We start from the raw sequence: 24,826 nt of genomic DNA, 5'->3' as shown, positions 1-24,826 counted from the left end.
CAAAAAAGAATGACCGAAAACTCTCGGTCATTCTTTTTGCTGTAATGCCTCTAATTCTTCTGCTGTTAAATGTCGGTAATCACCAAGCTCCAATGTTTCATCTAATTGAAGTGCACCCATACGCAAGCGTTTTAAATAGGTCACTTTTTTCCCTACAGATGCAAACATTCGCTTCACTTGGTGGAACTTCCCTTCCATAATGGATAATTCAATTTCAGAAATTTCTCCACTTGATAGGATTGTCAGTTCCCCAGGTTTAGTGAAATAACCGTCTTCGAGTGTGACTCCTTCTTTAAATTTCATCACATCATCTTCAGTTACGATGCCTTCAATAACAGCGAAATATAATTTGGGTACATGTTTTTTTGGTGATAATAATTGATGTGTTAAGTGCCCATCATTCGTTAAAATTAACAAGCCTTCCGTGTCTTTGTCTAATCGTCCCACTGGAAACGGCTTAAAATGTTGAGCTAAAGGATCCAGTATATCAATCACGGTTTTATCGTGTTTATCTTCCGTTGCTGAAATGACACCAGGCGGTTTATTCATCATTAAGTAAATAAATTCTGCATACACCACTTTTTCACCCAAAACTAAAACTTCATCAGCATCTGTGTCAACATGCATGGATACCTCTTTCGCGACCAATCCATTCACTTCTACTGCTTTTGATTTCACCAAAATTTTTACTTCTTTCCTTGAACCAAAACCCATATTAGAAAGTAGTTTATCTAATCTCACAAAACAACCGCCTCTACAAACCAAATTTTTTCGTATATTTCGTTAAACGTTCACCAAATAACTTTTGAGCAATTCCTAAACGAAGCGCTAATGCCCCATAAGCTAGACCACCGATACTTCCAACAATTAAAATGATGAACATGGCTCCGAATTTCGACTCAGCTGGCATGATTTGAATGACGACCAAGCGTGCGATTGCCGCCACTATCAACATCACAACATTCATTACTGTAATTAAAATAATTCTGCGTACTAATAGTTTTGAACGGTAATCTTGAGTTCTAACTAATACCGCTAGGTTCATAAATATGGCAACACTATATCCAATGACAGTTGCTGCTATGGCACCATTTGTTTCCCAAAGTGCAATTAAAGGAATATTTAAAGCCAGCTTAATTAATAGCCCAACAAGTAAGTTTAGAATGATCCATTTCTGTTGGTTAATACCTTGCAAGATAGCAGCAGTAACAGGAAATAGACTGAACAAAATCGCAACCGGAAGATAATGAGCTAGAATATCTGAACCTACTACACTTGGACTATAGAATAAATGATAGAGCTCATTTGCCAACACAGTCATTCCTACTACAGCAGGAAGTGTTAAAAAATAGAGCACTTGGAACGTTTTATCGAGTGTATTAGATAATTGTGTATGTTCATTTAGCGTAAAGTATTTTGTAACTAAAGGTATTAACGCCATCGAGAATCCCGTTGCTAACATAACAGGTATCATGACCAACTTATGCGTTTGAAAATTCAACATCCCTAAGTAAGTACCAGAAACAGCTGCATTTTCTGAGCCGCTCATTGCCCGATTAAAAGTTAACATATCAACAAATTGAAATAAAGGGTTCGCAACACCTAAAAACACTACAGGTACAGCATATACAAGAATCTCTTTATACATATCTGACAATTTAACATTGTGATATGTCGTTGATCCTTCTAATAAAAGGTTATATTCAGGTTTCTTTTTGCGCCAATAATAAAACAGCACAATTAAACCGCCTAGTGCACCAACAAAAGCGGATAACACCGCTACCTCAATTGCATCTTTAGTTGTTCCATCAAAGACATTTAATACTAAGTATGCCCCAACTAATAAGAACAAAATACGAACAATTTGTTCGATTAACTGTGATATTGCAGTAGGCATCATAAAACTATATCCCTGGAAAAATCCTCGGAGTAAGCTCATGAAAGGTACCACAATTAGTGCGAAACTGACCCATCTAATTACAGATGCTACATCTTCGACAGAATGAAACTTGTCGTCGTCTCTTATTGTGATGTTAGCTAAAACATCCGCAAACAAATATAAGAATAGAAATGATACGAATCCAGTAACAATCATGGCTCCAAGACCCGATTTCAAAAGTCTTCTACCGGTTTCATAATCGCCTAATGAATTGTATTTAGAAACATATTTCGAGAAAGCTAATGGAGCTCCTGAAATGGCAACAGCTAACATCAAGTTATATGGAATATATGCATATTGGTATAGACCAATATTATCTTCACCCACCATTGCATAAAAGGGGATGACATAGATGACACCAAGTATTTTTGATAGAAATAAGCCAAGTGTTAGAATGGCCGTTCCTTTAAATAACGTATTTGACATGTTTAACTTCCTGACTTCTAAAATTTTAGCCTACAGGATATTTTACCTCTCGAACATCAAAACCACAAATAGTTTATAATAAAGAAAAAAGAGAAAGTGTGTATATACATGTATGATGTGATTATTGTCGGAGGCGGTCCCTCTGGATTAATGGCAGCTATTGCTGCTGGAGAAATTGGCAAGAAAGTATTACTTTTAGAAAAAGGAAAAAAACTTGGGAAGAAATTAGCCATTTCGGGTGGCGGAAGATGTAATGTAACGAATCGCTTAACTCAAGAAGAAATCGTCAAACACATTCCCGGAAATGGTCGATTTTTATATAGTCCCTTCTCCGTTTTTAATAACGAAGATATTATTACCTTCTTTGAAGGACTTGGTGTTGAATTAAAAGAAGAAGACCATGGTCGTATGTTCCCTGTCTCAAATCGTGCACAAGATGTCGTGGATACATTGATTCGTCAATTGGATAAGTTACATGTAGATGTTCTCTTTGAACGTCCAGTTGCGAAACTTCTGATGAATGATGAAAAAATTCTAGGTGTGAAGCTAAAAAATGGTGAAGAGTTACTGAGTAAGTCAGTTGTTCTAGCGGTTGGTGGGAAAGCGGTACCTCAAACTGGCTCAACAGGTGACGGATACCCGTGGGCTGAGCGAGCAGGTCACACGGTCACGACTTTGTATCCAACTGAAGTTCCTTTATTATCAGATGAACAATTTATTCGATCGACAGAACTTCAAGGTTTGGCTCTACGTGATGTAGCGGTCTCTGTTTTAAACAAAAAAGGAAAAGTCCTCATCACTCATCAAATGGACATGCTATTTACCCATTTCGGGCTGAGTGGTCCTGCGATTTTACGCTGCAGTCAGTATGTAGTCAAAGAACGTATGAAAAACGGCTCTAAGCCAGTAGATATGGTGATTAACGCCTTACCAAATGACAACGCCGAATCTGCTTTTCAAATGTTAGTTAAGCTAATGAAAGACGATGCAAAAAAATCAGTAAAAAATGTTTGGAAAGGTATAGCTCCCGAGCGCTGGTTACTATTTCTACTAAACCGAGCTGGCATCGAACCAAATGAAATTGGCGCTAATTTATCAAATGAAAAAGTTCGTGTATTAGCGGGATTATTAGTTTCCTTTACAATGAAAGTAAATGGCACACAACCCATTGAAAAAGCCTTTGTAACCGGTGGTGGTGTTTCAGTAAAAGAAATCGAACCTAAAACAATGGCTTCTAAGAAAAAACCAGGCTTGTATTTCTGTGGCGAAATCCTAGATATTCATGGCTATACGGGTGGGTACAATATTACTTCTGCACTCGTAACAGGTAAAATCGCTGGTATGAGCGCTGCACTGCATGCAAAAACTATCCCTTATGAACCGGTGGAGTATTGATTTAAGCAGCATGTCGGTTTTTGGTCAAGTTAGGACTATTACCTGCTACACCATAAACTAGAGATTGAGGAAAGGAGCGAAGTGACTTTTTGTCACTTCGCTCCTTTTCTAGGTTAAGACAGGTCATTACGTTTATTAGATGGTAGTAAATAAACCACTTTTTATCTTTTAAACGCTATTCAACTATTTTTCTGTTAGTCCCCAAAGCCTCTGCAATAAATAAGCTTACTAATTCCGGATCAAATTGAATGCCTGCATTTTTTTGCAGTTCTAATATTGCATCTTCCTGTGACAGAGCATCACAATATGTCCTTTCACTGATCATCGCATCATAGGCATCTGCGATTGCTATAATTCTTGACTCATAAGGAATTTCTTTCTCTTTTAAGCCCCTAGGATAACCTTTCCCATCCCATCTTTCATGATGAGCTAATACATACTCTGCCATTTTAGACATATCCGAATCTGTAATGAGAATTCTATAGCCTATTTCTGAATGGCGCTTAATTTCTTTCCATTCATTATCAGTAAGTTTACCTGGCTTATTGAGTATATTTTCATTTATAGCTATTTTACCTATATCGTGAAGTAATCCTGCTGTTTTGAGTTCCTTAATTTGATATTCAAACAATCCAAGAACTTGCCCCATTCTTCCGCATAGTTTGGAAACTCTTTGAGAGTGTTCTTCCAACCTTTTGTTTTTTTCATGAAGCGTCTTAATAATCAAATCAACTGTCTTTTTCCTCATACTCAGACTTTCAAAAAGCTTATTTTTATACATATTTTCTTCTGCTTTTTTGAACACGTCTTGAATATTATCTTCCTCATTATTCTTAGTTTCATAACCAAATGAAATTGAGATATCAATTGAGCCCACTTTTTCTAGTAATGCAAGTTCACTAATACGTTTGGTAATTATCTCTGCTTCAAAAGCATCCGTTTTAGGTAATAGAATAACAAACTCATCTCCACCGCTCCTGAAAATGATATCATCAGCCCTGCAGCTTTTTTTAATGACATCTGCCACTTTTTTCAGCAATTCATCACCCATGGCATGTCCAAAAGAATCATTGATTAGCTTTAACCCATTTACATCTCCCATTATCATAGTCAAAGGGAGGTCTTTTGTAGATTCAAGCCTCTTTAACTCGATTTCGTAAAATCTTCTATTATATAACCCTGTTAATTGATCATGGTAGCTAAGATATAAAACTTCTTCATTTTGAAAGGCAAGCTCTTCATTCGCTATATTTAACTCTGCGGCACGTTTATCTTTCTCTTCATTTTGAAAGACCAGTTCTTTATTCGCAATAACTAACTCTGCGGCACGGTCTGCTTTCTCTCCAGTTTGAAAGACCAGCTCTTTATTCGCTAAGACTAACTCTGCGGCACGATTTGCCTTCTCTTCATTTTGAAAGATAAGCTCTTTATTGGCAATGTCTAACTCTGCAGCACGTTTATCTTTCTCTTTGTTTTGAAAGAGAAGTTCTTTATTCGCAAGGACTAATTCAGCGGCAAGCTTATCTTTCTCTTCGTTTTGAAAGGCAAGCTCTTTATTTGCAATGACTAACTCTGCAGCGCGGTCTGCTTTTTCTCCAGTTTGAAAGGCAAGCTCTTTATTCGCTATGACTAATTCTGCGGCACGTTTATCTTTCTCTTCATTTTGAAAGACAAGCTCTTTATTTGCGATAACTAGCTCTGCAGCACGGTTTGCTTTTTCTTCGGATTGAAAGACAAGTTCTTTATTCGCTATGACTAATTCTGCGGCACGGTCTGCCTTTTCTTCCGATTGAAAGACAAGCTCTTTATTCGCAATGACTAACTCTGCGGCACGGTCTGCTTTTTCTTCTGATTGGAAGACAAGTTCTTTATTCGCAATGACTAACTCCGCCGCACGTTTATCTTTCTCTTTGTTTTGAAAGACAAGTTCTTTATTCGCATTGACTAGCTCTGCGGCACGGTCAGCTTTCTCTGCTGTTTGAAAGACTAGCTCTTTATTTGCAATGATTAACTCAGCTTCACGTTTATCTTTTTCTGTGGTTTGAAAAACGAGCTCCTTATTAACATTGATTAGCTCTTCAGCCTGTTTCTCTTCCACATCGTTATGTAGGTACATCTTTTTATTTGCAATAGCATCTGCTTTAATATCTGTAATCTTTTCGGTTTGTAAGTGAAATTCTTTTGACATATAGCTCTACCCTCCATATTTTGTCTTCTCCACATTTTCAAACTCATTATTAATGGACTCCTCTGAAGTAACTTCTTTTAGAAACCCTTGCTACATGGCTTTTAATCGTGAAAATGCTTAAACCAGGAACTTCTACTTACCAAAAAACCACACTTACTAAAACTCTTGTTTTCATTAGTTCTTTTGCCTCATTTTTAATATTTTAACTATACCTTATTTTCCTTATTTTTATAATCATAAATACTCTCAAACTATAATTTTTTATTGTTGAAAATATCATTTGCAGACGTTATATAATTTACCTACGTTACAGGCTTGCCTGAATACAAATAAGCGAGAGAAGGCACTGGCCTCCTCTCGCTTATTTAGTTCTTTAGGTTAAGTTGCACCAAGGTATATCTGCAAGTAAACAAAACAAAAACCTGCTTGCTCACTTATCTGTCTATTAATGACTCGAAAGCCAAAGTAATAATGACATACGTTATCCCGCAAAATATAAGGCAATGGCGAATGAAATGACTGAAATGACAAATACACTTATAGCCATTCGTTTATTGGGTCTTGATATTTCTGGGTGACGTAAAATCGTAAATAGTTTCCAAGAAAACGCGACTAAGATCAATAAGACAACTATATATATGGGTTCCATTAGCCGACCACGATATTTACTAATTTACCTGGGATGGCAATTACTTTTTTAATGTCTTTACCTTCAAGTATTTCGATAACACGAGAATCTGCAAGTACAGCTTTTTCTAATTCATCTTTTGAAAAATCTTTACTTACAATAATTTTAGTTCGAACTTTTCCATTGAACTGAATCGCCATTTCAATTTCATTTTCAACTAATTTAGATTCATCAAATGTTGGCCATGCCACATAAGAAATGGTTTCTGTTGCGCCGAGTTTTTCCCACAGTTCTTCTGCCAAATGAGGAGCTAGTGGAGCTAGGATTTGAACAAATCCTTTAGCATATTCAACAGGTAATTGTGGTGCTTTATAGGCTTCATTGATAAAGACCATCATTTGTGAAATCGCCGTATTAAAACGAATTCCTTCATAGTCTTCTGTCACTTTTTTCACTGTTTGATGATACACTTTTTCAAGTTTGCCATCGTTTGCAGCCACAATTTTGCTGCTGACCGAACCGTCTTCATTCATGAACAAGCGCCAAATGCGATCCAAGAATCGACGTGCACCATCTAGACCATTTTCTGACCATGCGATTGAAGCGTCAAGTGGTCCCATAAACATTTCATATAAACGAAGAGTATCAGCTCCATGGCTTGCCACGATGTCGTCAGGATTGACAACATTGCCTTTTGATTTAGACATTTTTTCGTTGTTCTCCCCCAAGATCATCCCTTGGTTAAATAATTTTTGGAATGGCTCTTTTGTTGGAACAACTCCAATGTCATACAATACTTTGTGCCAGAAACGAGCATACAGCAAGTGCAATACCGCGTGTTCTGCTCCCCCAATATAAATATCAACCGGTAACCAACGCTTGATTAACTCAGGATCTGCAATCGCTTGATCGTTATTCGGATCGATGTAACGAAGATAATACCAACAACTACCTGCCCAGTTTGGCATGGTATTGGTTTCGCGACGACCTTTCATACCTGTTTGCGGATCAACTACACTAACCCATTCTTCAATTTTCGCTAATGGTGATTCTCCCGTTCCACTTGGTTTGATGTCTGTAGCTGTCGGCAATATTAATGGAAGTTCAGCTTCATCAATTGCCGTAATCGTGCCATCTTCCCAGTGAATAATTGGAATTGGTTCTCCCCAATAACGTTGACGGCTAAATAACCAGTCACGAAGACGATACGTTACTTTCTTTTCACCCGTACCATTTTCTTCAAACCAACTAATCGCTTTTTCAATCGCTTGAATTTTATCTAGTCCATTTAAGAAATCTGAGTTTATATGGTTGCCTTCACCAGTGTAAGCTTCTTTTTCAATATTTCCGCCTTCAACTACTTCAACAATTGGAAGATCGAATTGTTTCGCAAATTCATAGTCACGGTCATCATGAGCAGGAACTGCCATAATTGCTCCAGTACCATATGTAGCCAAGACATAGTCTGCAATCCAAATTGGCATTTTCTCGCCACTTACTGGATTTATTGCGTAGGCTCCTGTAAAAACACCTGTTTTAGATTTAGCTAAATCTGTACGTTCCAAGTCACTTTTCAACTTCACTGATTCGATATAGCTCGCAACATCTTTACGCTTATCTTCAGATGTAAGTTCTTTTACTAAAGAATGTTCAGGTGCAAGTACTGCATACGTAGCACCAAAGATTGTATCTGGACGTGTTGTGAATGCTTTGAATGAGTGTTCAGTGCCTTCCACCTTAAATGTAAGTTCGGCACCTTCTGAGCGACCTACCCAGTTACGTTGCATATCTTTAATGCTTTCTGGCCAATCCAAATCATCCAAATCTGCTATTAAACGGTCTGCATACGCTGTAATTCTTAGCATCCATTGCTTCATTGGACGTCTTTCAACAGGATGTCCGCCACGTTCAGACTTACCGTCTATGACTTCTTCGTTTGCAAGAACTGTTCCAAGTGCAGGACACCAGTTGACAGCCACTTCATCAACATAGGCTAAGCCTCTTTTATGAAGCTGTATGAAAATCCATTGTGTCCATTTGTAATAAGAAGGATCCGTTGTATTGATTTCACGTTCCCAATCATATGAAAATCCAAGGTCTTGGATTTGACGTTTAAATGTCGCAATGTTTTTAGCAGTAAATTCTGCTGGATCGTTCCCCGTGTCAAGTGCGTATTGTTCTGCTGGTAATCCGAATGCGTCCCAACCCATAGGATGTAATACATTGTATCCTTGCATCCGTTTAAAACGGCTTAAAATATCGGTAGCAGTGTAACCTTCAGGATGTCCTACATGCAGTCCTGCCCCAGATGGGAATGGAAACATGTCAAGTGCATAGAAGTTCGGTTTAGACGAATCTTCCCCTGTTTTAAATGTTTTGTTTTGTTCCCAACTCTTTTGCCATTTTTTCTCAATTTGTTGATGATTAAAATTCATAATTTTTTCCTCCTTTTGATAAAAAGACGATAACTAAATCTCAGTGGTGTAAGTTGGTGTTACTGATTTTCTACAAATGTATTCCTGATTAGAGCAATAAAAAAAACTCTCGTCCATTAGTCAAAAGACTAAGGGACGAGAGTTAACTATTTGCTCCCGCGGTACCACCCAAATTAGCAAAATAAATTGCTCAACTTGCTTCCTTAACGCGGAAAACGGCACCGGTTACTACTACTTCACCATTGCAGACTCCAAGGCGAGTTCGATAAGTTGTGTTACCGACTTGCACCATCCGTCGGCTCTCTTGAAACACAAGATTATGTACTAATCCTTTTCACAGTCTTACACTATTATTTTTCATTGTAATCGAAGTTTTCAAAAAGCACAAGAATTATTGAACGGTATAACCGCCATCTAGAACAACGGCCTGACCCGTCATCCCTTTTGCCGATTCACTAGAAAGGAACATTGCTAAATCAGCAATCTCTTTAACATCTAGTAAACGCTTTTGAGGAACCAATGGATAAATCACATCTTCTAGCACAGATTCTAGTGGTACATTACGCGTAATGGCTAAATCTTGCAGTTGATTACGCACTAATGGAGTATCAACATATCCTGGGCAAATCGCATTTACGGTAATACCATCAGCCGCTGTCTCAAGTGCTGCTACTTTTGTTAAACCAATAACACCATGCTTAGCTGAGTTATACGCTGCTTTTCCTGCGAATCCAACTAATCCGTTAATAGACGCCATATTAATAATACGGCCAAATCCTTGTTTTCGCATATGTGGCAATACATTTTTCGTGGCGATAAATGGAGCAGTTAGCATGATTTTTACTAACAGTTCAAAACGTGCCGTTGGAAAATCTTCCAACATTGCAACATGTTGCATACCAGCATTATTTATTAAAATATCTAGTTGACCAAAATGAGCAATTGTCTGATCAATTGTTTTTTCAATATCCGCTTCAATTGTTACATCACATTTCAAGCCAATTGCATTTGATCCAAGTGAAGCAGCTGCTTCTTTTACTTTGTCTTCATTCAAATCGGTCAACACTACTTTTGCTCCTGCAAGTGAGAACTCACGAGCAATTTCAAAACCAATTCCTTGAGCAGCACCTGTAATAAATAATACTTTGTCTTTTACCATTATATGTCCCTCCAAAAAAATCAGCCGCACGTGGCGGCTGAATCATTTTAATTAAATTCCAAAACCAAATGAGAATAATACAATCGCTATAATAACACCGATAACTGGCGTGACTACTGTTGTCGCTGCAACAGCCCAGTAAGCTGCGCTATATTTTTCATTACAAATGGATTGAATGGTCGTAACAACATACCCATTGTGCGGAAGTGAGTCTAGTGCTCCTGAAGATATCGCTACAACTCGGTGCAACGCTTCTGCATTTACACCAGCATCCATATAGCCTGGAGCTAGTAAAGGTAAAGCAATGACTTGACCGCCAGATGCTGAACCAGTCATACCTGCTATGACGGATACTGCTACAGCCGCTCCAATTAATGGAGATCCTGGAATGCTAGCCATTGCATCAACCGCAACTCCGAATGCTGGAACCGCTTTTGCCACACCACCGAAACCTACAACCGCTGCAGTATTACCAATCGCGATTATCGCACCAACAGTACCTGCAGAGACGGCTTCCCAAGGAGCTTTAAAGTATCTCCAACTGACAATAAATGTTGCAACAATCCCACCAAGTAAGGCAACAATTAGTGCGGATTGTTTTAATGAATCATGGAAAATGAATGAAATGGCTAAAACAACCACTAATGGAATCATTGCTAAAAATGGATTTGGTAGCGGACGCGTTACATCGAATGTAGGGTCCGTTTTACGATCTTCAAATTTCTCGCCTTTTTTCACTGCACCTGTAATAAGTTTCTTCAACCACCAATAACCGAATAAAGCCATAAATACAGCAACGAGTATACTAACTTCCCATCCTGCATAAGGAGTAGTACCTAAAAATGGAATTGGAATCCAGTTTTGAATTTCCGGAGAACCTGCAGAAGTCATCGTGAATGTTACTGAACCAAGCGCTAAAGTCGCTGGAATAAAGCGACGTGGTAAATCTGCTTGTTTAAATAATGAAATAGCCATTGGATAGACAGAGAATGCTACTACGAACAGACTTACACCGCCATATGTAAGAATGGCACATGCAATAACGATTGCAAGGACTGCAAATTTCATGCCTAATTTCTCAACAAACCATTTGGCAACTGCATCAGCAGCTCCACTGTCTTCCATAACTTTCCCGAAAACAGCACCAAGTAAGAACATAAGATACCAAGCTAAAATGAAGGATGTAAACCCTGTCATATAACTAGTAACGAAGTTTGGTGCACCTTCTGCAACCAATTGAGGAAATAATGGCAAACCACTCATCAGAGCCACAAACAAAGCAGCAACTGGACCACCGATGAGAATGTTAACACCTTTCAACGTTAAGGTAATAAGTAAAGCTAGTCCCCCAATAAGGCCAATCATACCTAACACAATACTAGTATCCATGAACAAATTTCCCCCGAAATGTTATTAGACGTTTTAGTTATTAAACTGGACGTTTTCTATTACGTTATCGGTATTTAAAGAAGCATCGGTTGAGTCAATGACGTCTTGAACAGAGAAACCTTCAAACACTTCTTTTAAAACTAATCCAGTTGGTGTTACTTCGATTAATGCACGCTCAGTGATAATTTTGTTCACAACGCCTTTACCTGTTAAAGGCAAATCGCATTGTTTTTTAATTTTGGCTGAACCATCTTTTGCTACATGATCCATTATGACGATGATTTTCTTGGCACCGTGAACTAAATCCATAGCCCCACCCATACCTTTTATCATTTTCCCTGGAATCATCCAGTTAGCAAGATCACCAGTCTCAGATACTTCCATGCCACCTAAAATTGCCACGTCAACATGTCCACCACGAATCATCGCAAAAGACTCGGCACTTGTGAAAAAGGCAGAACCCGGAATTGTCGTAACTGTTTCTTTACCTGCATTGATTAAATCCGGATCAACATCGTCTACTGTAGGGTAAGGTCCAATTCCAAGTAAGCCATTTTCAGACTGTAATACTACTGTTTTGTTAGGAGAGATATAGTTAGCCACTAATGTCGGCATCCCAATCCCTAGGTTTACGTAGTTACCGTCTTCGATTTCTTGTTCTGCTCGAATTGCAATGCGTTCTCTAACATTTATTGTTCCCATAATGTTTGTCTCCTCCTGTTCTATGAACGAGTCGTTAAACGTTCAATCCGTTTTTCTTGTGATGCTTGCAGTAACCCTTGTACATAGATACTCGGTGTATGAATCGTGTTCGGATCTAAGTCACCCGTTTCAACGATTTCTTCTACTTCTGCAATGGTGAATTTACCTGCAGCTGCCATCATCGGATTAAAGTTCTGCGCTGTTTTGTTATAGACAAGATTACCAAACTTATCAGCTTTCGCTGCACGAACAAGAGCAAAGTCAGCACGTAAAGCTTCTTCCAAAACGTATTCTTTACCATCAAACACTCGGATTTCTTTACCATCAGCAACAGTTGTCCCTACGCCTGCTGGTGTAAAGAATGCTGGAATACCAGCGCCACCTGCACGTATTTTTTCAGCCAAAGTACCTTGTGGCGTCAACTCCACTTCGATTTCGCCAGATAATACCTGGCGTTCAAATTCTTTGTTTTCACCAACATATGAACCAATCATCTTTTTTATTTGTTTATTTTTAAGTAAAAGTCCTAAACCCCAATCATCTATCCCACAATTATTCGAGATGACCGTTAAATCTGTCACACCTTTATCAACAAGTGCTAGAATCAATTTTTCGGGAATGCCAACCAATCCAAAACCTCCGACCATTAAAGTCGCTCCATCTTGAATTTGTTGTACAGCCTCTTCTGCAGAAGTATAAATTGGCTTCATTGCGTTTCCTCCTTACAAGAAATCGTTTGAATTTTTGTATAAAAGCGCTTTCATTAGCTATTAAAACAGAACTACTATTTTCATGCAATAGTAGTTGTGACAACTTATTGTCGATAAAAATAGATTATCCGTCCGAATTTCCGGATTAATTCATACACTCTATGAAATTATCTTATAATTCGAAGAATGCATCGTCCGATATTTCGGAATTTAGTCCGTAATATCGGAAATAGGTCATAAGTTGTGTTTTTTAATTTTTTCATAAAGTGTCGAACGACTCAGACCTAATTGTTGGGCTATTTCTCTTTTATCCGATTCTTCGTGCAACAGATCTTGAATCATCGTGCGTTCTAAATCTTCAATTGCATCTTGTAAATTAACGAATTGTTTACTTTTTTTTCTACGAACTTGTTTTATTTGATCAGGTAAAGCAGTTGGTTCAATGATTTCATGTTCAGCTAAATAGACAGCAGCTTGTATAACATTTTGCAACTCTCTTACATTCCCTGGCCAATGATAGTTTTGAAGATATTCTCTTGTTTGACTTGCAAGAATCAGTCTTCGTTTACCAGATTTTAGTATGTATTGCTGTAAAAATGTATTCGCTAATTCTGTAAAGTCTTCCATTCGCTCTCGCAACGGGGGGATACGAAGCGTAATGGCTTGAATACGATAGTACAAATCTTCACGGAATTTGCCTTGTTCAATTAAGTGTTCAATTGGTCGATTAGTGGCTGCCAGTATTCGAACATTTACTTGTTTAGATTTGTGTGAGCCAATTGGTTCAATCTCACCTTCTTGAATTGCTCGGAGCAGTTTCGCTTGAACGGTGAGTGGCATAGCACCAATTTCGTCAATAAACAGCGTGCCTTTATCGGCCAATTCAAAGCGACCTTTTTTGACATAATCCTTGGATTCGAGGTACGTACCAAAAATCTCTGCTTCTAACAATTCGGCTGGTATAGCTGCACAATTAATTTTCACAAAAGGCAAGGTTTCTCGATCCGATAGTCCATGGATACTTTGTGCAAAGAGTTCTTTTCCTGTCCCACTTTCTCCTTCAATTAAGACGGATAAATCACTAGGGGCAATCATCTGGATTGTTTCTTTTATTGAACGGATCGCTTGGGAACTACCTTTTATATCTTCTAACCGATAAAAATTCTGATGAGAATCAGTTGAAGTCAGCTGGATTTTTTCCATCGTCGTCCTTACATGAGAACTTAGCTTTTTCCAATCCGTCATATCCCGAAAAACCACAGAGCCGAATGCACCAACAATTTCTCCATCTACAAGTAATGGTACGCGATTCGCAAGCATATATGTCCCTTTAATGTAATGAGGAGATGCCACGTCGGCTATTCCTGATTTAATGACTTCGTGCATTTTCGTATTTTCGATGACTTTTTCTACTGGCTGACCAATAGCTTGGTCACGAGGCACTTCTAGAAATCGACAATAGTCCTCATTAATATAAAGAATACGGCAATCTTTATCGACCACCACAAACCACTGAAATGCGTTTTCAAGTATTTGTGTAAGGACGGTTTCTGGTAAATGTTGAAATACTGACTTCATTTTGCTCACCCTAACTTTACGATACGTTCTTTTCTATTTTCCCAAACTATCAATGAATATGCAAAAAATGGAGAGGAGATTCTGTACTCTACGTTTTCTAACTGGTACATCGTATACTAAAGTTGTCTTGAATGATGCGATATCAACTTTAGGATTTCTTTGATAATCATGATAAAATTATCCATTAGAGGAGTGGTCTTAAAATGAATTTTCCTTTTCCAACTGATGGGAAACGTTATTACACGTGGAATCGTCACTTGCGCGATGAGTTTGGAATGAAGATATTTAAAGTAGCATTAGATGCTGGTTTTGATTGCCCTAATCGTGATGGTACAGTTGCATTTGGCGGTTGCACATTTTGTAGTGTCGCAGGTTCAGGCGACTTTGCTGGTGATCGAGTAGATTCTATTGTTGATCAATTTGAAGAAAGAAAAAATAAAATGCATCAAAAATGGAAAGACGCAAAATATATGGCTTATTTTCAAGCGTATACGAATACTCATGCCCCGCTTTCCGTCATTAAAGAGAAATTTGAAGCTGCACTCGCTATAGACGGGGTCGTAGGACTATCCATAGCAACAAGGCCGGATTGCCTCCCAGATGATGTAGTGGAGTACTTAGCAGAACTAAACGAACGGACGTATTTATGGGTAGAACTTGGTCTTCAAACCGTACATGAACGTACAGCGAATTTAATTAATCGTGCCCATGATTTTTCTTGTTACTTAGAAGGAGTTCAAAAGTTGCGTAATCATGGCATTCGAGTTTGCACGCACATCATAAACGGATTACCACTAGAAAATAATGAAATGATGCTTGAAACTGTTCGTGAAGTAGCCAAGCTAGATGTCCAAGGCATTAAAATCCACTTGCTTCATTTACTAAAAGGAACGCCCATGATTAAACAATATGAAAAAGGCTTGGTTGAGTTCATGGATAAAGACCAATACATTCAGTTAGTCGTTGATCAACTTGAACTATTACCTCCTGAAATGGTCATTCATCGAATTACCGGTGACGGTCCTATCAATTTAATGATTGGTCCAATGTGGAGTGTCAACAAGTGGGATGTACTAAATGGGGTTGATGCAGAACTTGAACGCCGTGGAAGTTGGCAAGGAAAGTATTTCGAAGGTTCGGTGATAGGTACATGAAACTTGAACGCGTATTACCCTATGCGAAAACCCTATTAAAGAGTACCGTTTCTCCAGGGGATATCGTCATAGACGGTACTGCAGGGAACGGTCATGATACGCTCTTCCTGGCTGAGCTTGTTGGTTCAACTGGACATGTGTATGCCTTTGATGTTCAACAAGCTGCTATTGAAGCTACTCTCTTGCGAGTAGCTGATTGGCAAGACAATGTTACGGTTATTCACGCAGGTCATGAAACAATATCTAGCTATGTAACAAAGGAAATTTCAGCAGCTGTTTTTAATCTTGGTTATTTACCTGGTAAAGATCATTCGATTATCACTCAACCTCACACGACGATTGAAGCGATCGAAAGTTGTCTCCATTTATTAAAAGTAAATGGGCTCATCGTCTTGGTTGTCTACCATGGTCACGAGGGTGGTGACAAGGAGAGAGAGGATTTACTAAACTATGTGAGCAACCTCCCTCAATCCTTCGTACACGTATTAAAATATGAATTTGTAAATCAGCAAAATCATCCACCGTTCGTATTAGTCATTGAAAAAATGAAACATTAAGTAAAGCGCAGTCTAACTCGACACCCGCACTGTAAGGATGAAAGGCGAATCGTCTTTGTGACCCCATAAAGGTGCCCGCTAGTTCGCGCTTGAGCTAGACATGGCTATCCCAAGTTCAAAGGTGTAGCTCGAAAACTTATATTTTCTACTATCTCAAGGATGACCCAAGGAAAGCTATTTATTTAGCTTGCCTTGGGTTTTATTGCATATTTTAATGTGAATTGGAAAAACTAGGGCTATCATTTTTTTAAAGGAGAACACTATGCCAAAAATCCAATCCATAAGTTCTTTTCTACCACCATATTCTTACTCTCAAGATCAAGCCTCGATTTTATTAAAGAACTTATTTACAGACCATTATGACGATCTCGAGCGAATGCTAAAAGTATTTGAAAATGGAGACATCGAATCTCGTCAGTTCTGCGTTCCAATGGAATGGTTTGAACATCCCCATGATTTAGAAGAACGCAATCGATTATATATCGAGTTGGCTACGTCGTACGGTGCATTAGCAATAAATGCTTGCTTGCAAAATCAAGAATTTTTGAATGAATCTGTTCATCCTTCTGAAATTGATGGGATACTATTCATCTCTAGTACAGGTTTTTCAACCCCCAGTATAGATGCGCGGATCTTAAATCAACTTCCTTTTTCAGATTATGTTAAACGGATCCCTATATGGGGATTAGGTTGTGCTGGCGGAGCATCTGGTTTAAGTAGGGCTTTTGATTATTGTTTAGCCTATCCAAAAGCAAAAGTGCTCGTGTTGTGTGTGGAATTATGCAGTTTAACTTTCCAACCTAATGACTTTTCCAAAAGCAATTTAATCGGTGCTTCCTTATTTGCTGACGGAGTTGCGTGCGCTTTAGTTTGTGGCGATGAAGTCAATATCGCTTCAAAAAAACCAAGTCCGACATTTATTGCCACTTCTTCAAAAATAATGGCGAATTCGGAAAATGTCATGGGTTGGGATATGAAAAATGATGGACTTCATGTGGTCTTTTCTAAAAGCATCCCGTCCATTATTGAAAAGTGGCTAGAGCCATTCGTTACAGAATTTTTATCGGAACATCAACTAACTGCTAGTCAACTCGATCACTTCATTGCCCATCCAGGTGGTAAAAAAGTATTAACTGCATACGAAAAATCACTTGGATTTGATACTTCCAAAACAGATATTTCTAGAGATATCCTAAGAAAACACGGCAATATGTCTTCCCCAACGGTTCTTTATGTTTTAGAAGCATTCATGAAGTTGGATTGTTCGCCTGGAGAAAAAGGGCTATTAACAGCTCTCGGTCCTGGATTTAGTGGTGAACTCGTTTTGCTTGAATGGCAATAGACATGAATCTTTTTATTTATGTAGTTGGCTTTGTCATCTTTCAGCGAATTATTGAATTACTAATTGCTCGAAATAACGAAAAATGGATTCGATCTCAAGGTGGATATGAAGTAGGCGCGAAGCATTATCCATATATGGTAGCTATCCATATTGGATTTTTCATTAGTTTAATCATTGAATTTATTGCTTTTAAGGAAGGTGTTTCCCGCTTTTGGTTGCCGTTATTTGTACTATTTATTAGTTTACAACTGATGAGGGTTTGGGTCATTTCTTCCCTCGGTCGATATTGGAATACGAAAATACTCGTTTTACCTGGTGCCAATGTCGTGAAAAAAGGACCTTTTCATTTCATACGACATCCTAATTATGTGGTCGTGACATGCGAAATTATTGTCATTCCCTTAATGTTCGGAGCGTATTATACTGCAGTCATCTTTACCTTATTAAATATCATTATTTTAAGTGTGCGCATTCCGAAAGAAGAAGCTGCGTTACGCGAAGTGACTGACTATAAAGAAATTTTTTGAGTGGCTTCGTTTGGTTGACTCAAGTTGTTGTCTTTTTAGGGAAGATTAGTGTCTTTCTTGAGGAGAATGGTCGGAAACCTTTAGATAGTGGTCGGATACAAATAGAAGTTGGTCGGAAAACTTTGAAAGTTGGTCGAAAAGACTATTAGAATGGTCAGAAGCTAAAATGATAGTTGAAAATGAAAAACCGAATTATATGGTACCTATTTTGACATAGAAAAACGAGTAGCATTCTTCCCGCTACTCGTTTTTTAAAATTATTTTTCAAAAACAATATCTCCCGCAATAATTGTTTTCACCACTTGTGCTTCAAGTAGTTGTTCGTCAGGACCTTCAAACAAATCGCGATCAAACACAGTTAAGTCAGCATCAAAACCGACATCAATGTAGCCTCGTTCATGTTCCCTACAAATAGCTTGTGCACTGCCAATCGTATACAAAGCAATTGCTTCAAAGCGAGTTAGTTTCTCTTCAGGTTGGTAGCCACCATGTGTTTCACTAGGTTTTCTCCTTGCAACTGCAGCATATAAACCAATACGCGGGTCTACTTCTTCAATTGGAGAGTCAGAACCACCACTTAACAATATGCCCCTATTCGTTAGCTTTTTCCATGCATATGCCCAACCCAGTCGAGCATTTCCTAATCGCTCTTTTACCCACGGGAAGTCAGAAGTTACAAAGCTAGGTTGAATATCTAGTACCACATCTAGTTTTTCAATCCTAGTTACTAATTCTTCTCTCAACACATTTGCATGTATTAAACGATCTCGTTTTCCAACAGGAACAGGGTGTTTTTCTATCGCAGATATAATCATTTCCATGCCTAAATCACCAATCGCATGGACAGCAACCGCTTCTCCATAAGAACGTGCTTTTGCTACTAATGCATTTAAATCTTCTTGTGAGTGAATGGATACACCTTGTGTAGTTGGATCGTCTGCATATGGCTCACTAAGCAAGGCTGTACGTCCCCCAAGAGCGCCATCGATAAATATTTTCATTGCACCTGGTTCAATCCAAGGTTCATCGTATGTAGCTTCAGCTTTCATGTCGTCAAAAACTGTGTGATGACGCAATAAATTCACACGGAACTTGTTTTGTTCTCCAATAACTTCTTTAAAGGCTTGAAGTGGCTTTGTATATTCCCCGTAATAACTCATATCTTCCGTATGAACACCTGTAAATCCGCGCGATACTAAATCGTTTACTGCGGTTTCTAAGGAAATTACTAATTGATTGATAGACACTTCAGGAATGTACTTTTCAATAATGGCTTTTGCCCCATCTAATAAGTAACCCGTTGGCTCGCCCTGGTCGTCTCTTACGATGACTCCATCTTCTGGGTCAGGAGTTTCTTTTGTTATTCCCGCTATTTTAAGTGCCGCTGAATTGACAATCATGGCATGTCGACATACTCGTTTCAATGCAATAGGACTAGCAGACAACTTGTCTAATTCATAGCGAGAAAGGATTTTTTGATCCGCAAAATTATTTTCATTCCAGCCTTCCGCAACAAACCATTCTCCAGTTGGATGGTCGTTTAAAAGTATTTGTAAGTCTGCAGTCATTTTTTCTGCAGACATAAATGTAGAAAGATCGATTTGACGTAATTTATCTCCGTGTCCAATTAGATGGATGTGGCTATCGACAAAACCGGGATATACAAATGCCCCTTGTAAATCGATACATTGATCAGCAAGCTTTTTTAAATCTTCAAATATACCAACTGCACTAATCTTTCCATTTTCCACTAATACAGCTTCCACCGTATCTTGGATATTTTTCATCGTATAAAATGTTGCATGATGAAAACAAACTTTTGTCATGTAGACACCCCCATGTTGTTTACTCATCATAAAACAAAAACCGTCTCATTCACAATGGAATGATGACGGTTTCAGATTAATTTCATGATTTTGCTGCTAATTTAACTATTCTAGCTACTACTTGATGGAAAGATAGGTCTAAAGAATTTGGGAACTTATTCGTCTTCTATATCTTTATTGTGATTTATTTAAGGACTATCAACTAATAGATCAGTTGAGCTATTTTTTGTTGAATCAGTTATCGGTGTTGGTTTGAGAATTCCATATCGATTTGGTAAAAATTCAATCTGTTGAGCTTCAGCTGGTATTGTTTTTTCATCTACTAGTAATGATTGGTTACCTGATGAATAGATTTTTGGTTGACTTTTATTAGCATTTTTAAAGTTAACGAATCCAGCGACTGCAATTTTTACTTGATCTTCACGAAATCGATTGAATGTTGCATCAATGTTTTCTTGTGAAGCCAACATAAAAATCTCAACCTGCTTGAAGGCTGTCCATATATCAATTACTGATGTATATCCTAATTCAATCGTTTTCTTTTGAAATGAATCAACATTTCGTTTTGTGGATTTAGTATCTAAACCACCCGTTCCAGAAATAGCTCCCGCACTAAAAATGATAAAAGATAAAATAATTATACCTAGAATTTTTTTCATAATTCATCACGCCTCTCTTGCATCTATATCCATTGTTTCCAAATTTTCAAGTATATATAACTGATATGATTTGATCAAAAAAAGAACCTTTTTAGACTGTCTCCACTCTCCGCTTATTTCAGCGGCTGAATGAGTGAGGTTGTCCTTAAAAGATTCTCTAATCTGTACATTACATGTTACTGCGTTGTCATAAAGTGCATCTTATATTCTGTCGGACCACATATAATAAAAAATTTCTTGCCATTTTAGAAGCTGACTAAGTAGATATACTAAAAAAGAGCCTATATCACAAACGTGATATAGGCTCTATCTATCAAAAACATTATAATTCCTGTCTCAACGCTTGAATAACATCAATTTTCGTAGCTTTCCTTGCTGGTCTCCATCCTGAAACCATGGCCACTCCTATGCTTATAAAGGATGCAATCGCTACTAGTTGCCAAGGAATTAATGAAATCGTTACACCAATATCTTCCATCCCTTCTTCGGCTACTATGTTCATGACGATTTCTGGGATGATCCAGTTTGCTAAATAACTTATGCCATAAGACAAAGTGACCGCAATGATTGTGCCTAATACACCTATCCATGTGCTTTCTATCAAAAATAATCGCTGAATCAGTTTAGGATTTGCTCCAATTGCCTTCATTACACCAATTTCCCTTGTTCTTTCAGTAACGGCCATCGTCATCGTGTTAAAAATACCTATTGAAGAGATAAGAACTGCAATGGTTCCGACAAATAATAATCCTGCCTTAAGCGCTGTAAAGAATAAGTCCAATGTTTCCATTTCTTCTGTTATTGAATACACATTGTAGCCATCATTTTTTAATGTATCCGTAATTGCACCTACATATTGAATATCGTCTGCGTAAACGAATATTTCGAAATATACTTCTTCCATAGGCACTTCTGGTTGTGTGAACTCATGAAATTCTGTCCGGTATGATTCATCGATTAATACACGAAGATCCACCATCCAATCTTTCGTTGGTTCTTTTGAAATTCCAGTTACTACAAAATCCCATGTTTTAGGCTCACTTTTTTCTTCTGTCAGCGGAGTAAGTTCAAGTGAAATTGTCTTACCAATCATACTTTCTGTGTAACCATCTGGAATTTCTTCTTCAGACTGTGAAGCTAGTTCAGCTTCTGTCAATAATCTTTGAGCAAAGTGAAAACCAATGACAATTTCATTTGATTTAGTCGGCATCTTTCCTTCAGATAAAGCCAAATTTGCTTTTTCTTCTTCTTTTAGATTTGTTAATTGGACGTCCCCTTGGCCAGTCCTGTCATTCATTGATATATTGGTTACTCCATCGACATATGTTCGACTAACCACAGCGTTGACGTTTTCAATTTCTCTTATCTTTTGTTGATCAGCTGTAGTAACGATGTTATCGCCATCTTCTCTCCCATAAATCTGTACTTCTGTAAGTATTTGATTAGACATCATTTCGTCCGTCATTGTTTTATGAAGTCCAAACCCGACAGATGCTAGAACGATTAAAAATGCACATCCCATTGTTGCTGCAAGAACAGTCATAAATACGCGCAATTTATTCTTTTTCATATGTTGACAAATAAAATCAATTTGGTCTTTAAACGACATGCAACACACCTCCATTAACTAATACACCATCGTGGAGGCGATACTTTTCATGTGCGATATTCGCTACTTCATCGTCATGTGTAATAATGACAAATGTTAATCCAAGAGACTCATTGAGTGATTGAATTAACAGTAAAATTTCTTGCTCTGTCTCAGAATCTAAGCTACCTGTGGGCTCATCAGCTAAAATAATAGGCGAATTTGTAACGAGTGCCCTTGCAATGCTCACTCGTTGTTGCTGACCTCCAGATAATTCATTTGGATAGTGATCTGCGACTTGAGTTAAACCTACTTTTTTTACTAATGCTTCTACATTGGGGTGACGTTCTTTTTTGGGTATCCCTTTTAATTTCAAAGGAAGTTCAATATTTTCGAATGCCGTTAAACCTGGCATCAACTGAAAGTTTTGAAAGATGAATCCGAAATTATTTAAACGGAAAGCTGCATGTTCACTCTCAGATAGACGTGAAGTTTCTTGATTGGCCACTATAATCGAGCCCGATTCGGGTCTCATAAATCCAGCTAATACATGGAGTAACGTAGACTTTCCAGAGCCACTTTTACCTACAATAGAAACGATTTGACCTTTTTTAATATCAAGTGACACATTTTTTAATACAGGTACCCGCTTTTCTTTTCCTCTTTTCCCAATTGAAAACGTATGGTAAAGATCTTTAATATGAATCATTACTTTTCTCTCCCCTCAAGTATTCTTAGTGTAACGAACATTTATGAAGGAAAAGATAGGAAAATAGTGAAGAAATTCTTAAGATAAACAAAAATCGATGATTGTAGAAATCTACAATCATCGATTTTTTTATGTTGTTTTTAAGTTTTTAAATCCAAGAATCATTTGCGCGATGAAAGCTAAGCCACAAAAAACGATGGCTACATAGCCTATCCAATCGAGTGGCTCAAGCATCATTGTACGTATGAACAATAATGCCATGAGTAGAGCAATGGAGAAATTAACTAGATACGTTTTGCCTGTATGAGAAAATTTCTTCATAATAATGAATACACCAATACCCGCAAGTATGATGAGAATAGATAAAGTGTTCTCCACTTATATCCCTCCTTTTCCTCTTTTACTATATCAGAAAAAAACATCGCCCAACCGAAGCTGGGCGATTGTTAATTATTATTTTTTCTTCAAGTTTTCGTTATATTCAACCCAGAAATCAGCATTTTTAATTCCAAGCTTCGTTGGATCAAATACAGGATCGATGCCTGCTTTTCTTTGTGCTTCGTAATCTTTAAGTGCAATTAGAGCTGGTTTTGCAATGATCAGAATCGCTATTAAGTTTAGCCATACCATCAATCCTAAACCAACATCTCCTAATGCCCAAGCAAGACCCGCTTCACGTATTGTTCCTAAGAACGCTGTAACTAAGATGACAATTTTTAATACCATAATACCGACTTTTTCAGCATTACCTTTTAGTAAGTACGCTACATTTGTTTCAGCCATGTAGTAGTAAGCCATAATTGTTGTGAAAGCGAAGAAGAATAACGCAATCGCTACAAATCCTGCTCCGATACCTACACCTGGCATTGCCAAATCAATTGCCGCTTGTGTATAACCAGGTCCAGCTTCAACTCCTGGAAGATTTTCAACTACAAATTCTCCGTCTCCAGAGTCTAATTGCACATTGTACATCCCCGTAAACAGAATCATAAACGCAGTTGCTGAACACACTAGAAGTGTATCAATATAAACAGAGAACGCTTGCACTAAACCTTGTTTAACTGGGTGAGATACTTCTGCAGCAGCTGCTGCGTGAGGACCAGTACCTTGACCAGCTTCATTAGAATAAATTCCACGTTTTACACCCCAAGCAATGGCAGCACCAATCATCCCACCAAATGTTGAATCAAAACCAAATGCACTAGAGAATATTAATTTAATTACGCCTGGTAATTCAGTAATGTTCATTCCGATAATGATAACCGCCATGATCATGTAGGCAATTGCCATAAATGGTACTACGTATTGGGCAACAGTTGCGATACGTTTAACACCACCAAGAATGATAATCCCTAAAATGATAACGATAGCTGCACCAGTAATCCAACGTTCAAGACCAAAGGCATTTTCCATACCGATTGCGATTGAATTCGATTGAATTCCTGGCATTAATAATGACATTGCTACAAGAGCTGCAATAGCAAATACGATACCATACCATTTCAAGCCAATTCCTTTTTCTATGTAATAAGCTGGCCCCCCACGATATTGGCCTCTGTCTTTTACTTTATAAATCTGTGCTAATGTAGATTCAATAAATGCAGAAGATGCACCGATGAAAGCAATCATCCACATCCAGAAAACAGCACCAGGTCCACCGAATGCAATCGCTGTTGCAGTACCTGCAATATTACCTGTTCCTACTCGACCAGATAATGCAATTGCTAACGCTTGGAATGAAGATACGCCAGCATCCGATTTTTTACCTTTAAATATTTGTCCAACCATATCCTTAAATAATCTAACTTGTACAAAACGCGTAAGAATAGAGAATAATAGTCCAACTGCTAAACACCCATAAATCATCCAAGGACCCCATAAAAAGTCGTTAAGATGTCCAATAAACTCTTCCATA

At 38.0% G+C, this 24,826-nt stretch carries 21 protein-coding genes and 1 other annotated feature; of the genes, 5 read left to right on the top strand and 16 right to left on the bottom strand.

The genetic code is table 11. The features are described 5' to 3' along the window. Positions 1-27: 27 nt before the first annotated feature. Both ACFPYN_RS06795 and ACFPYN_RS06790 read right to left on the bottom strand, forming a co-directional pair. Positions 28-741: a pseudouridine synthase gene (locus ACFPYN_RS06795; protein WP_377733227.1), complete on the bottom strand. Its 714-nt coding sequence runs from the start codon at positions 739-741 to the stop codon at positions 28-30. 13 nt (positions 742-754) lie between these two features. Further along, positions 755-2,365 (bottom strand): putative polysaccharide biosynthesis protein, encoded by a 1,611-nt coding sequence (locus tag ACFPYN_RS06790; protein ID WP_377733226.1) that lies wholly within the window; start codon positions 2,363-2,365, stop codon positions 755-757. A gap of 108 nt (positions 2,366-2,473) precedes the next feature. Between ACFPYN_RS06790 and ACFPYN_RS06785 the strand changes: the two genes are divergently transcribed. Next, entirely contained in the window at positions 2,474-3,760 is a 1,287-nt protein-coding gene (locus ACFPYN_RS06785; protein ID WP_377733225.1) for a BaiN/RdsA family NAD(P)/FAD-dependent oxidoreductase, read from the top strand. A gap of 175 nt (positions 3,761-3,935) precedes the next feature. Here ACFPYN_RS06785 and ACFPYN_RS06780 read toward each other — a convergent pair whose 3' ends face one another. The 8 genes from ACFPYN_RS06780 to ACFPYN_RS06745 all read right to left on the bottom strand — a co-directional run bounded on the left by ACFPYN_RS06780 (position 3,936) and on the right by ACFPYN_RS06745 (position 14,549). Next, positions 3,936-5,948 carry a bifunctional diguanylate cyclase/phosphohydrolase gene (locus ACFPYN_RS06780; protein ID WP_377733224.1) on the bottom strand — a complete coding sequence of 671 codons (2,013 nt, stop codon included), beginning with the start codon at positions 5,946-5,948 and terminating at the stop codon, positions 3,936-3,938. A gap of 481 nt (positions 5,949-6,429) precedes the next feature. Beyond that, entirely contained in the window at positions 6,430-6,597 is a 168-nt protein-coding gene (locus ACFPYN_RS06775) for a hypothetical protein (protein ID WP_377733223.1), read from the bottom strand. Further along, positions 6,597-9,011 carry a leucine--tRNA ligase gene (gene leuS / locus ACFPYN_RS06770; RefSeq protein ID WP_377733222.1) on the bottom strand — a complete coding sequence of 805 codons (2,415 nt, stop codon included), beginning with the start codon at positions 9,009-9,011 and terminating at the stop codon, positions 6,597-6,599. The genes ACFPYN_RS06775 and leuS overlap by 1 nt, the downstream gene beginning before the upstream one ends. Before the next feature lie 128 nt (positions 9,012-9,139). Further along, positions 9,140-9,358: a binding site (T-box leader), on the bottom strand. A gap of 44 nt (positions 9,359-9,402) precedes the next feature. Then, complete coding sequence (locus tag ACFPYN_RS06765; protein WP_377733221.1) at positions 9,403-10,170, bottom strand: 3-hydroxybutyrate dehydrogenase; 768 nt, start codon at positions 10,168-10,170, stop codon at positions 9,403-9,405. Between the two features lie 51 nt (positions 10,171-10,221). Continuing rightward, entirely contained in the window at positions 10,222-11,544 is a 1,323-nt protein-coding gene (locus ACFPYN_RS06760; RefSeq protein WP_377733363.1) for a GntP family permease, read from the bottom strand. A 48-nt stretch (positions 11,545-11,592) separates the two neighbouring features. Then, entirely contained in the window at positions 11,593-12,261 is a 669-nt protein-coding gene (locus tag ACFPYN_RS06755) for a 3-oxoacid CoA-transferase subunit B (protein ID WP_377733220.1), read from the bottom strand. A gap of 20 nt (positions 12,262-12,281) precedes the next feature. Next, complete coding sequence (locus ACFPYN_RS06750) at positions 12,282-12,971, bottom strand: CoA transferase subunit A (RefSeq protein WP_377733219.1); 690 nt, start codon at positions 12,969-12,971, stop codon at positions 12,282-12,284. A 234-nt stretch (positions 12,972-13,205) separates the two neighbouring features. Then, positions 13,206-14,549 (bottom strand): sigma-54 interaction domain-containing protein, encoded by a 1,344-nt coding sequence (locus tag ACFPYN_RS06745; RefSeq protein WP_377733218.1) that lies wholly within the window; start codon positions 14,547-14,549, stop codon positions 13,206-13,208. 203 nt (positions 14,550-14,752) lie between these two features. On the opposite strand from ACFPYN_RS06745, the gene ACFPYN_RS06740 reads away from it, so the two are divergent. The 4 genes from ACFPYN_RS06740 to ACFPYN_RS06725 all read left to right on the top strand — a co-directional run bounded on the left by ACFPYN_RS06740 (position 14,753) and on the right by ACFPYN_RS06725 (position 18,129). Beyond that, complete coding sequence (locus ACFPYN_RS06740) at positions 14,753-15,703, top strand: TIGR01212 family radical SAM protein (protein ID WP_377733217.1); 951 nt, start codon at positions 14,753-14,755, stop codon at positions 15,701-15,703. Continuing rightward, the gene (locus ACFPYN_RS06735; protein WP_377733216.1) at positions 15,700-16,260 is read left to right on the top strand and encodes a class I SAM-dependent methyltransferase; all 561 of its coding nucleotides are present in this window, start codon (positions 15,700-15,702) and stop codon (positions 16,258-16,260) included. The genes ACFPYN_RS06740 and ACFPYN_RS06735 overlap by 4 nt, the downstream gene beginning before the upstream one ends. A 262-nt stretch (positions 16,261-16,522) precedes the next feature. Continuing rightward, the gene (locus tag ACFPYN_RS06730; protein ID WP_377733215.1) at positions 16,523-17,602 is read left to right on the top strand and encodes a type III polyketide synthase; all 1,080 of its coding nucleotides are present in this window, start codon (positions 16,523-16,525) and stop codon (positions 17,600-17,602) included. A 2-nt stretch (positions 17,603-17,604) separates the two neighbouring features. Beyond that, entirely contained in the window at positions 17,605-18,129 is a 525-nt protein-coding gene (locus ACFPYN_RS06725) for an isoprenylcysteine carboxyl methyltransferase family protein (protein WP_377733214.1), read from the top strand. A 257-nt stretch (positions 18,130-18,386) separates the two neighbouring features. On the opposite strand, the gene ACFPYN_RS06720 is transcribed toward ACFPYN_RS06725, so the two are convergent. The 6 genes from ACFPYN_RS06720 to ACFPYN_RS06695 all read right to left on the bottom strand — a co-directional run bounded on the left by ACFPYN_RS06720 (position 18,387) and on the right by ACFPYN_RS06695 (position 24,825). Beyond that, positions 18,387-19,955 carry an amidohydrolase gene (locus ACFPYN_RS06720; RefSeq protein ID WP_377733213.1) on the bottom strand — a complete coding sequence of 523 codons (1,569 nt, stop codon included), beginning with the start codon at positions 19,953-19,955 and terminating at the stop codon, positions 18,387-18,389. 188 nt (positions 19,956-20,143) lie between these two features. Beyond that, positions 20,144-20,614, bottom strand: coding sequence for a hypothetical protein (locus ACFPYN_RS06715; protein WP_377733212.1), 471 nt, complete (start codon positions 20,612-20,614; stop codon positions 20,144-20,146). A 322-nt stretch (positions 20,615-20,936) separates the two neighbouring features. Beyond that, on the bottom strand, positions 20,937-22,223 hold the full coding sequence (locus tag ACFPYN_RS06710) for an ABC transporter permease (protein ID WP_377733211.1): 1,287 nt from the start codon (positions 22,221-22,223) through the stop codon (positions 20,937-20,939). Further along, positions 22,213-22,911 carry an ABC transporter ATP-binding protein gene (locus ACFPYN_RS06705; RefSeq protein WP_377733210.1) on the bottom strand — a complete coding sequence of 233 codons (699 nt, stop codon included), beginning with the start codon at positions 22,909-22,911 and terminating at the stop codon, positions 22,213-22,215. Before ACFPYN_RS06705 ends, ACFPYN_RS06710 begins: the two co-directional genes overlap by 11 nt. A 129-nt stretch (positions 22,912-23,040) precedes the next feature. Continuing rightward, complete coding sequence (locus ACFPYN_RS06700; RefSeq protein ID WP_377733209.1) at positions 23,041-23,289, bottom strand: hypothetical protein; 249 nt, start codon at positions 23,287-23,289, stop codon at positions 23,041-23,043. 75 nt (positions 23,290-23,364) lie between these two features. Then, positions 23,365-24,825, bottom strand: coding sequence for an alanine/glycine:cation symporter family protein (locus ACFPYN_RS06695; protein ID WP_377733208.1), 1,461 nt, complete (start codon positions 24,823-24,825; stop codon positions 23,365-23,367). Between the last annotated feature and the right edge of the window lies 1 nt (position 24,826).

Source organism: Paenisporosarcina macmurdoensis, assembly GCF_042658845.1.
GTDB classification, from domain to species: domain Bacteria; phylum Bacillota; class Bacilli; order Bacillales_A; family Planococcaceae; genus Paenisporosarcina; species Paenisporosarcina macmurdoensis.
This window is presented reverse-complemented; position numbering and strand designations above follow the sequence as displayed.

Bases quoted from the DNA above. Each gene is read 5' to 3' on its own strand.
- ACFPYN_RS06790 (WP_377733226.1), bottom strand. From the start codon at position 2,365: ATGTCAAATACGTTATTTAAAGGAACGGCCATTCTAACACTTGGCTTA.
- ACFPYN_RS06785 (WP_377733225.1), top strand. From the start codon at position 2,474: ATGTATGATGTGATTATTGTCGGAGGCGGTCCCTCTGGATTAATGGCA.
- ACFPYN_RS06780 (WP_377733224.1), bottom strand. From the start codon at position 5,948: ATGTCAAAAGAATTTCACTTACAAACCGAAAAGATTACAGATATTAAA.
- ACFPYN_RS06775 (WP_377733223.1), bottom strand. From the start codon at position 6,597: ATGGAACCCATATATATAGTTGTCTTATTGATCTTAGTCGCGTTTTCT.
- leuS (WP_377733222.1), bottom strand. From the start codon at position 9,011: ATGAATTTTAATCATCAACAAATTGAGAAAAAATGGCAAAAGAGTTGG.
- ACFPYN_RS06765 (WP_377733221.1), bottom strand. From the start codon at position 10,170: ATGGTAAAAGACAAAGTATTATTTATTACAGGTGCTGCTCAAGGAATT.
- ACFPYN_RS06755 (WP_377733220.1), bottom strand. From the start codon at position 12,261: ATGGGAACAATAAATGTTAGAGAACGCATTGCAATTCGAGCAGAACAA.
- ACFPYN_RS06750 (WP_377733219.1), bottom strand. From the start codon at position 12,971: ATGAAGCCAATTTATACTTCTGCAGAAGAGGCTGTACAACAAATTCAA.
- ACFPYN_RS06745 (WP_377733218.1), bottom strand. From the start codon at position 14,549: ATGAAGTCAGTATTTCAACATTTACCAGAAACCGTCCTTACACAAATA.
- ACFPYN_RS06740 (WP_377733217.1), top strand. From the start codon at position 14,753: ATGAATTTTCCTTTTCCAACTGATGGGAAACGTTATTACACGTGGAAT.
- ACFPYN_RS06735 (WP_377733216.1), top strand. From the start codon at position 15,700: ATGAAACTTGAACGCGTATTACCCTATGCGAAAACCCTATTAAAGAGT.
- ACFPYN_RS06730 (WP_377733215.1), top strand. From the start codon at position 16,523: ATGCCAAAAATCCAATCCATAAGTTCTTTTCTACCACCATATTCTTAC.
- ACFPYN_RS06725 (WP_377733214.1), top strand. From the start codon at position 17,605: ATGAATCTTTTTATTTATGTAGTTGGCTTTGTCATCTTTCAGCGAATT.
- ACFPYN_RS06720 (WP_377733213.1), bottom strand. From the start codon at position 19,955: ATGACAAAAGTTTGTTTTCATCATGCAACATTTTATACGATGAAAAAT.
- ACFPYN_RS06715 (WP_377733212.1), bottom strand. From the start codon at position 20,614: ATGAAAAAAATTCTAGGTATAATTATTTTATCTTTTATCATTTTTAGT.
- ACFPYN_RS06710 (WP_377733211.1), bottom strand. From the start codon at position 22,223: ATGTCGTTTAAAGACCAAATTGATTTTATTTGTCAACATATGAAAAAG.
- ACFPYN_RS06705 (WP_377733210.1), bottom strand. From the start codon at position 22,911: ATGATTCATATTAAAGATCTTTACCATACGTTTTCAATTGGGAAAAGA.
- ACFPYN_RS06695 (WP_377733208.1), bottom strand. From the start codon at position 24,825: ATGGAAGAGTTTATTGGACATCTTAACGACTTTTTATGGGGTCCTTGG.